The sequence below is a fragment of the Streptomyces sp. NPDC058964 genome (assembly GCF_042741275.1).
In the GTDB taxonomy this organism is placed as follows: Bacteria; Actinomycetota; Actinomycetes; order Streptomycetales; family Streptomycetaceae; genus Streptomyces.
On sequence record NZ_JBHYKH010000011.1, the window covers coordinates 537 to 5,959 of the forward strand.

Consider the following 5,423-nt stretch of genomic DNA (forward strand, 5'->3'; position numbering starts at 1 on the left):
CTCTCGGTGTGCGTGGCCGGCGTCCCCCCCCCCCCTGCGCCCCCCCCTGCCTGTCGTGCCCGGCGGGGCCTGCCGCCGCCCCCCCCCCCCCCCCCTCGGCGGCCACTCCAATCACCGCTCGTCGCCTGACGTTGTCGAACTGTTCGAGCATGTGGCTGTGGTTGCCCCTGGTTCCTATGGGCTCCTCCACGTTCGCGATGACGAAGAACCGGACCACGAAAACGAGGTACGCGTGCTCAGGCTCGTTCGCGGCGTGGTCACGCACCACACGGAGGCGCTGCTGTCTCCGTACATCCCGACAGTGGAAGATCCCTGCATCGGCTGAGGCGTCTCCGGCGAATCATGTTTGGAGCCAGAGTCGGACTGCGGCGAAGGCGACGGTGCCGTGGAAGACGTAGGCCCGCTTGTCGTAGCGGGTCGCGACGGCGCGAAAGCTCTTCAGGCGGTTGATCGTCCGCTCGACTTCGTTGCGGCGCTTGTACTGCTCCTTGTCGAACCCGGTGGGCCGGCCGCCGCGGCTGCCACGGCGCCGACGGTTGGCCCTCTGGTCCTTCGGTTCCGGAATGGTGTGCTTGATATGGCGTCTGCGCAGGTAGCGGCGGTTCCTGCGGGAGGAGTACGCCTTGTCCGCGCTCAGGTGTCCCGGCCGGGTGCGCGGGCGCCCCTCGCCCTTGCGGGCCACGCGGATGCGTTCGAGTACGGCGATCATCTGCGGTGCGTCGCCCCACTGACCGGGAGTGACCAGCAGCGCGAGAGGTCTGCGACCACCTTCACTGGCGAGGTGGATCTTGCTCGTCAGGCCGCCCCGGGACCTTCCGAGTCCCTCGTCGGGGCGGTGCTGCCGGGGCGTGGCTCTTTTTTCGGTATGCGGGTGTCTTCCTGCGGGCGCCGGCGGCGTGTTGGTGGGCACGGCAGGACATAGAGTCGACGCCCACCATGCTCCAGTCGATCCGGTCCTCGGCGTCGACGTCGGCCTGGACGGCCTGGAGGATCCGGTCCCAGGTATGGTCCGCGGACCAACGTCCGTGCCGTTCATAGACGGTCTTCCACCTGCCGAACCTCTCCGGCAGATCCCGCCACGGGATCCCGGTCCGCTCACGGAAGAGGATCCCGTTGATCACCCTGCGATGACTGGCCCACCGCCCACCACGCCGTCCGCGGACGGGCAGATGCGGCTCCAGGCGGCGCCATTCCTCGTTCGTCAGATCGCCACGGCCCACGACCAACTACACGGCTCCGCAAGCCGAAACACTCATGATCCGCCGGACAGGCCTTAACCAAGCGGCTGCTCAACACGTCGTCCGAGGCCGATCTCCTCCGCCTCATCACTGGTGACCGTCGCGAACACTCCGCTCGGGATTCCTGTAAGACCAGCCGCGCGAGAATCCACGGCCAGGAGATCCTCCTCGGCGGCCCCGGTGATGAAGAAGACGTACGCCTCGCCGTACTCCTCACCGTCGTCATACACCTCCGCCGCCTCCTGCTCGGCGAGGAAGTCCTCGATCTGGTCGATCCACGGGAAGGGATAGGAACCCTCCGAAGTGCCTGCAACTTCCCGAAGGGGCGCATGGATCTCAGCAACAATCTCCCTGAGGCTCATTGTCGCTGGTCAACCCCCGGACACCGGTACCCACCCCGCTCCCGGAGCACCGCGAAGCACGGCAACCGCCAGGAACCGGACACCAGGCGACTACGCCGAAGTCTTGTCCTGGAGGGCCGCCCCACACGGCACACCTCTCGTTCCGTCCGGCTCGCTAATTTACGGTAAGAATTCACTAAATTTGTGCAGCGTGAAACAATGATTGCTTGCCGTGCGGGTTCCGTGAACTATGCATGATGATGGTCACGTTGTCTCCGGATCTGACGTCGTTTTAGAGTCTGGATCGACCACTTATTTTTGTTTTACATCCGTGTACGGGGGGCTGCAGATGTTATTTCGTCGTGCCGTCACCCGTGCCTGGAAAGGAATTCGGTTGACTCCTCGTATGCGCAGGGTGCTCCCCGTCGCGGGGGTTGCTGCCGTGCTGGCACTGGTGGGCATGCCGATGCTCGCCTCCGCCGATCCGCAGCCGACCGGGGGGCCTACGGGGGCCACGCCGCCGTCCGCGGTGGAGGACTTCGCGTATCCGAACGCGGATCGGATCCAGCGGGATCAGGGCATCAAGCTGATCAGGGGCGACGGGCACATCCTCCTCGCCAAGTGTGACGACTCCGCCCAGCAGATCAAGGTTCTGACCGTGCAGGGACAGAGCGGCAATACGCAGGGCGCCTACTGCTTCAGGGCGAGCGCGAAGAGCGGCTACCTCACTCTCGAACTCCCGCGTGTCTTTGCGCTGGAGACCGCCGACCACCCCATCAGCGCCGATCTGAGGCCCGAGGCCGATCCCGCGGCGCCGGCCAAGACCGTGAGCGTGGGCAAGAACGGCTATCAGAGCGTCGGTGAAGGGGCCGCAGGTGGCGCACCGACCGTGCTGCTGGAACTGCGCGTCACAGGCTGACCGACACCTGCGCGTCACAGGCTGACCCGCCCGTCTGCCCGCGCACTCATCGCTCGAACTCGCACCACGATCAAGGAACGTTCATGTCTTGCTCTCGTCCGCGCACCGCGTGGACCGGCGGCTTGGCTGCCGCCACGTCGTTGGCCGTCGCGGCCCTGGCCGCAACGCCCGCCGGTGCCGTTTCCGGCCCCACCGCTTCTGACATGGTCTCAGCTGCCAGCGCTCGGCTCGATGTCGACGGCCGGCACGGTTGTTCGGCCACGCTGGTCGCCCCGCAGTGGCTGCTGACGGCCGCGAGCTGTTTCACCGACACCCCGGGCGGCACGCTCGCGCCCGGTGCGCCGAAGCTGAAGACGATCGCCACCATCGGTGGCAGCGCCCAGCAGGTGGTGAACCTCGTCCCGCGCAGCGACCGGGACGTGGTCATGGCCCAGCTGGCCCAGCCCGTCCGGGGCATCACCCCCCTCGCAATGGCCGGCAAGGCGCCTGCGGCCGGGGACGAGGTTCAGGCCGCGGGGTTCGGCCGTACCCGCGACGACTGGGTGCCCGACCAGGTACACGCGGCCGCTTTCACCGTGCAGAACATCGCGGCCACCACCCTGGATCTGGCCGCGAAGTCGGATAGGGCGGCGGTCTGCAAGGGTGACACCGGCGGCCCCGTTCTGAGCACCGCAGGCGGCCACACCGCGATCGCCGGTGTCAACAGCCTTTCTTGGCAAGGAGGTTGTCTGGGCGCCGATGCGAATGAGACCCGCACCGGGGCGGTGGCGGCCCGGGTGGACGACCTGACCGGCTGGGTGCAGCAGGTCGCCTACAGCACCACCTTCGCGGCCGCGCCGTGGAAGCACGCCGTGCGGATGACGGCCGGCTACTTCACCGGCGGCTCGGCGGGCGGCACCCGCCGGATGGATCTGATCGTCGTCTGGGACGACGGCGAGGTCACCCTCTATCAGGGCGGTGCGGTCGACGACCCGGCGCATCCGTTCGCCGCCGAACACCAACTGCAGCCCGAGAAGAGCATCTGGACCCACGCCGTCAACGTGACCAGCACCAACACCGGCGGTGGCACCGACGGAGTCGTGGTCCGCTGGAGCGACGGCGAGATGACCCACTACACCACCGTCGACGCCAAGGGCTTCCACGGCGAGAAGCAGCTCGCCCCGCCGCACACCGGCGAGTGGGAAAACGGCGTCCAGCAGCTGTCCGCCGGAAACCTCAGCGCGAACGGCCGACGTGACGACCTGCTGGTGGACTGGAAGGACGGCCATGTCTCCGTCTTCAGCGACCTGGAGAGCAACGGGCTGAAGAAGCAGACGCAGACGTTCGCCAAGAACTCCACCTGGCCCAACGCCGAGCAGCTCACCACCGCGCGTCGTCCGCGTGCGCGGCCCGGATGACCTTCAGCGCCGCGAGGGAGCCCGAGCCGGTGCGCGCCAGGTACACCACGCCCATGCCGCCGGCGCCCAGCCGGCGCACCAGCCGGTAGCCCGCGATCCCGGCCGGGTCGGCGCCGCGCAACGGCTCCATCAACGCACCATCAGGCGGACACCGCGGTTCCTTCACCGGCAAGAACACCGATGACCTGCTGGTGCGCTGGATCGACGGCGAGACTACCGTCTACCCCGGCCTGACGAGCCAGGCCCTGCCCGCCGAGATCAAGGTCAGGCCCGCCAAGTCCGAGTGGAAGGACGCCACCGTCGTCACCGCCGGTGCCTTCACCACCGACACCAGCGCCGACGACGTCATCGTCCGCTGGAACGACGGACACGTCAGCCTCTTCCCCGGCATCGACGCCAAGGGCCTCCACACCCAAGTCCAGCTCGCACCCGCCGGCTGACGCCCCCAGCACGGCCTTCTGAGAGGCGGCACCCGGACACCCGGCGAGCCGCCCCTGGGCCGTCGCCTGCTCGGACGTCTCAGGCGTGACTCCGAGCTGACCCCGGACGATATGAGAGACCGTTGAAGATGAGGAATCCCGCGAGCATCGCGGTGGGACGGGGTGCGTATGCGGCACGCATGCTCTGTCTGTGTCTGCTGCCGCTCGCACTTGTAGTCGGTCTGCTCGGGAGCGCAGCCTCCCCTGTGAGGGCCGACGGCACTCCGAGCGGTGGCGGCAGTGGCGCCACCGACGAGGTGGCCGACCGTTCGCTGGCGTTCGATCTGTGGTCGACGGGCGGCCCCGAGGTGCGTGCCGCCGCGGAGGTCGCGCTGACCGGCAGCGAAGACGACGTACGGCACTTCCTCGGCACCGCGAAGGATGCCACGTACCAGGACGAGCGCGTAGCCGTGGCCCAGCTCGCCAGTGTCGGCGGGCAGAATCTCCAGGACGCCGCCCGCGCGGTTCTGGACGGGACGTCGAACGACCTGCAGGGATTCCTGGAGGAGGGCTGGCAGGATCCGTACTTCCAGGATCAGCGGATCGAGGTCGCGCAGATCATCGATGCGGGCGGCCCGGAGGTGAAGAAGGCTGGGCAGGCCGCGCTGAACGGCACGCCGGACGACATCAAGACGTTCTTGTCGACCGGTCAGTTCGATCGGCGGGCGCAGGACGAGCGGATCGAGGTCGCGCAGATCATCGGCCTGGGCGGCTCGAACGTCGCGGCGGCGGGCCGGATCGCGTTGAACGGTTCGCCGGACGACATCCATGATTTCCTCACGGTCGGCCAGTACGTGGCACGCTCCCGTGACCAGGAGCACGCCACGGTCGCGCAGTTGGCGGCGCAGGCCAAGCAGGCGGGTAGTAAGGCGGCTGCGCAGACGAAAGCGGCCAAGGATGCCTCCGCGCGTGCGGTGACGGCGGCGAAACTGGCCAAGGTGGCCGCGCAGAAGGCGGCAGCCGAGACGGAGGCGGCCAAGAACGACTCCCTGCACGCGGCCTCGGCGGCCGGCCGTGGGGCGTGGGGGGGGCCGCACACCCCCGGGGGC

At 68.4% G+C, this 5,423-nt stretch carries 8 protein-coding genes; 5 read left to right on the forward strand and 3 right to left on the reverse strand.

Annotated features, from left to right (window positions below; all coding sequences use genetic code 11):
• The first annotated feature begins 55 nt into the window (after positions 1–55).
• Positions 56–325, forward strand: a complete 270-nt coding sequence (locus tag ACFW2E_RS02620) for an Imm7 family immunity protein (protein WP_384460225.1) — start codon at positions 56–58, stop codon at positions 323–325.
• 15 nt (positions 326–340) lie between these two features.
• Here the strand turns inward: ACFW2E_RS02620 and ACFW2E_RS02625 are convergent.
• Together ACFW2E_RS02625 and ACFW2E_RS02630 are read right to left on the reverse strand one after the other, a co-directional pair.
• Positions 341–1,220 (reverse strand): IS5 family transposase gene (locus ACFW2E_RS02625; RefSeq protein WP_384460335.1). Its coding sequence is split into 2 segments (ribosomal slippage): positions 341–866 and positions 865–1,220, totalling 882 coding nucleotides; the frame shifts between segments, so codons are not numbered across the junction.
• A gap of 53 nt (positions 1,221–1,273) precedes the next feature.
• Positions 1,274–1,600 carry a hypothetical protein gene (locus ACFW2E_RS02630; protein ID WP_384460228.1) on the reverse strand — a complete coding sequence of 109 codons (327 nt, stop codon included), beginning with the start codon at positions 1,598–1,600 and terminating at the stop codon, positions 1,274–1,276.
• A 385-nt stretch (positions 1,601–1,985) separates the two neighbouring features.
• Between ACFW2E_RS02630 and ACFW2E_RS02635 the strand changes: the two genes are divergently transcribed.
• Together ACFW2E_RS02635 and ACFW2E_RS02640 are read left to right on the forward strand one after the other, a co-directional pair.
• Entirely contained in the window at positions 1,986–2,498 is a 513-nt protein-coding gene (locus ACFW2E_RS02635; protein ID WP_384460231.1) for a hypothetical protein, read from the forward strand.
• 203 nt (positions 2,499–2,701) lie between these two features.
• Positions 2,702–3,895: a trypsin-like serine protease gene (locus ACFW2E_RS02640; protein WP_384460234.1), complete on the forward strand. Its 1,194-nt coding sequence runs from the start codon at positions 2,702–2,704 to the stop codon at positions 3,893–3,895.
• Here ACFW2E_RS02640 and ACFW2E_RS02645 read toward each other — a convergent pair.
• The gene (locus ACFW2E_RS02645; protein ID WP_384460343.1) at positions 3,858–4,025 is read right to left on the reverse strand and encodes a hypothetical protein; all 168 of its coding nucleotides are present in this window, start codon (positions 4,023–4,025) and stop codon (positions 3,858–3,860) included. The two genes, ACFW2E_RS02640 and ACFW2E_RS02645, sit on opposite strands and share 38 nt — an antisense overlap.
• A 61-nt stretch (positions 4,026–4,086) precedes the next feature.
• Here ACFW2E_RS02645 and ACFW2E_RS02650 point away from each other — a divergent pair, with 61 nt between their 5' ends.
• Together ACFW2E_RS02650 and ACFW2E_RS02655 are read left to right on the forward strand one after the other, a co-directional pair.
• The gene (locus tag ACFW2E_RS02650; protein ID WP_384460237.1) at positions 4,087–4,335 is read left to right on the forward strand and encodes a hypothetical protein; all 249 of its coding nucleotides are present in this window, start codon (positions 4,087–4,089) and stop codon (positions 4,333–4,335) included.
• A 179-nt stretch (positions 4,336–4,514) separates the two neighbouring features.
• Positions 4,515–5,423, forward strand: a 909-nt coding sequence (locus ACFW2E_RS02655) for an ALF repeat-containing protein (RefSeq protein WP_384460239.1), incomplete at its 3' end; no start/stop codon positions are given.

Coding starts and splice junctions, on each gene's coding strand:
- ACFW2E_RS02645 (WP_384460343.1), bottom strand. CDS start 4,025: ATGGAGCCGTTGCGCGGCGCCGACCCGGCCGGGATCGCGGGCTACCGG.
- ACFW2E_RS02635 (WP_384460231.1), top strand. CDS start 1,986: ATGCGCAGGGTGCTCCCCGTCGCGGGGGTTGCTGCCGTGCTGGCACTG.
- ACFW2E_RS02640 (WP_384460234.1), top strand. CDS start 2,702: ATGGTCTCAGCTGCCAGCGCTCGGCTCGATGTCGACGGCCGGCACGGT.
- ACFW2E_RS02630 (WP_384460228.1), bottom strand. CDS start 1,600: ATGAGCCTCAGGGAGATTGTTGCTGAGATCCATGCGCCCCTTCGGGAA.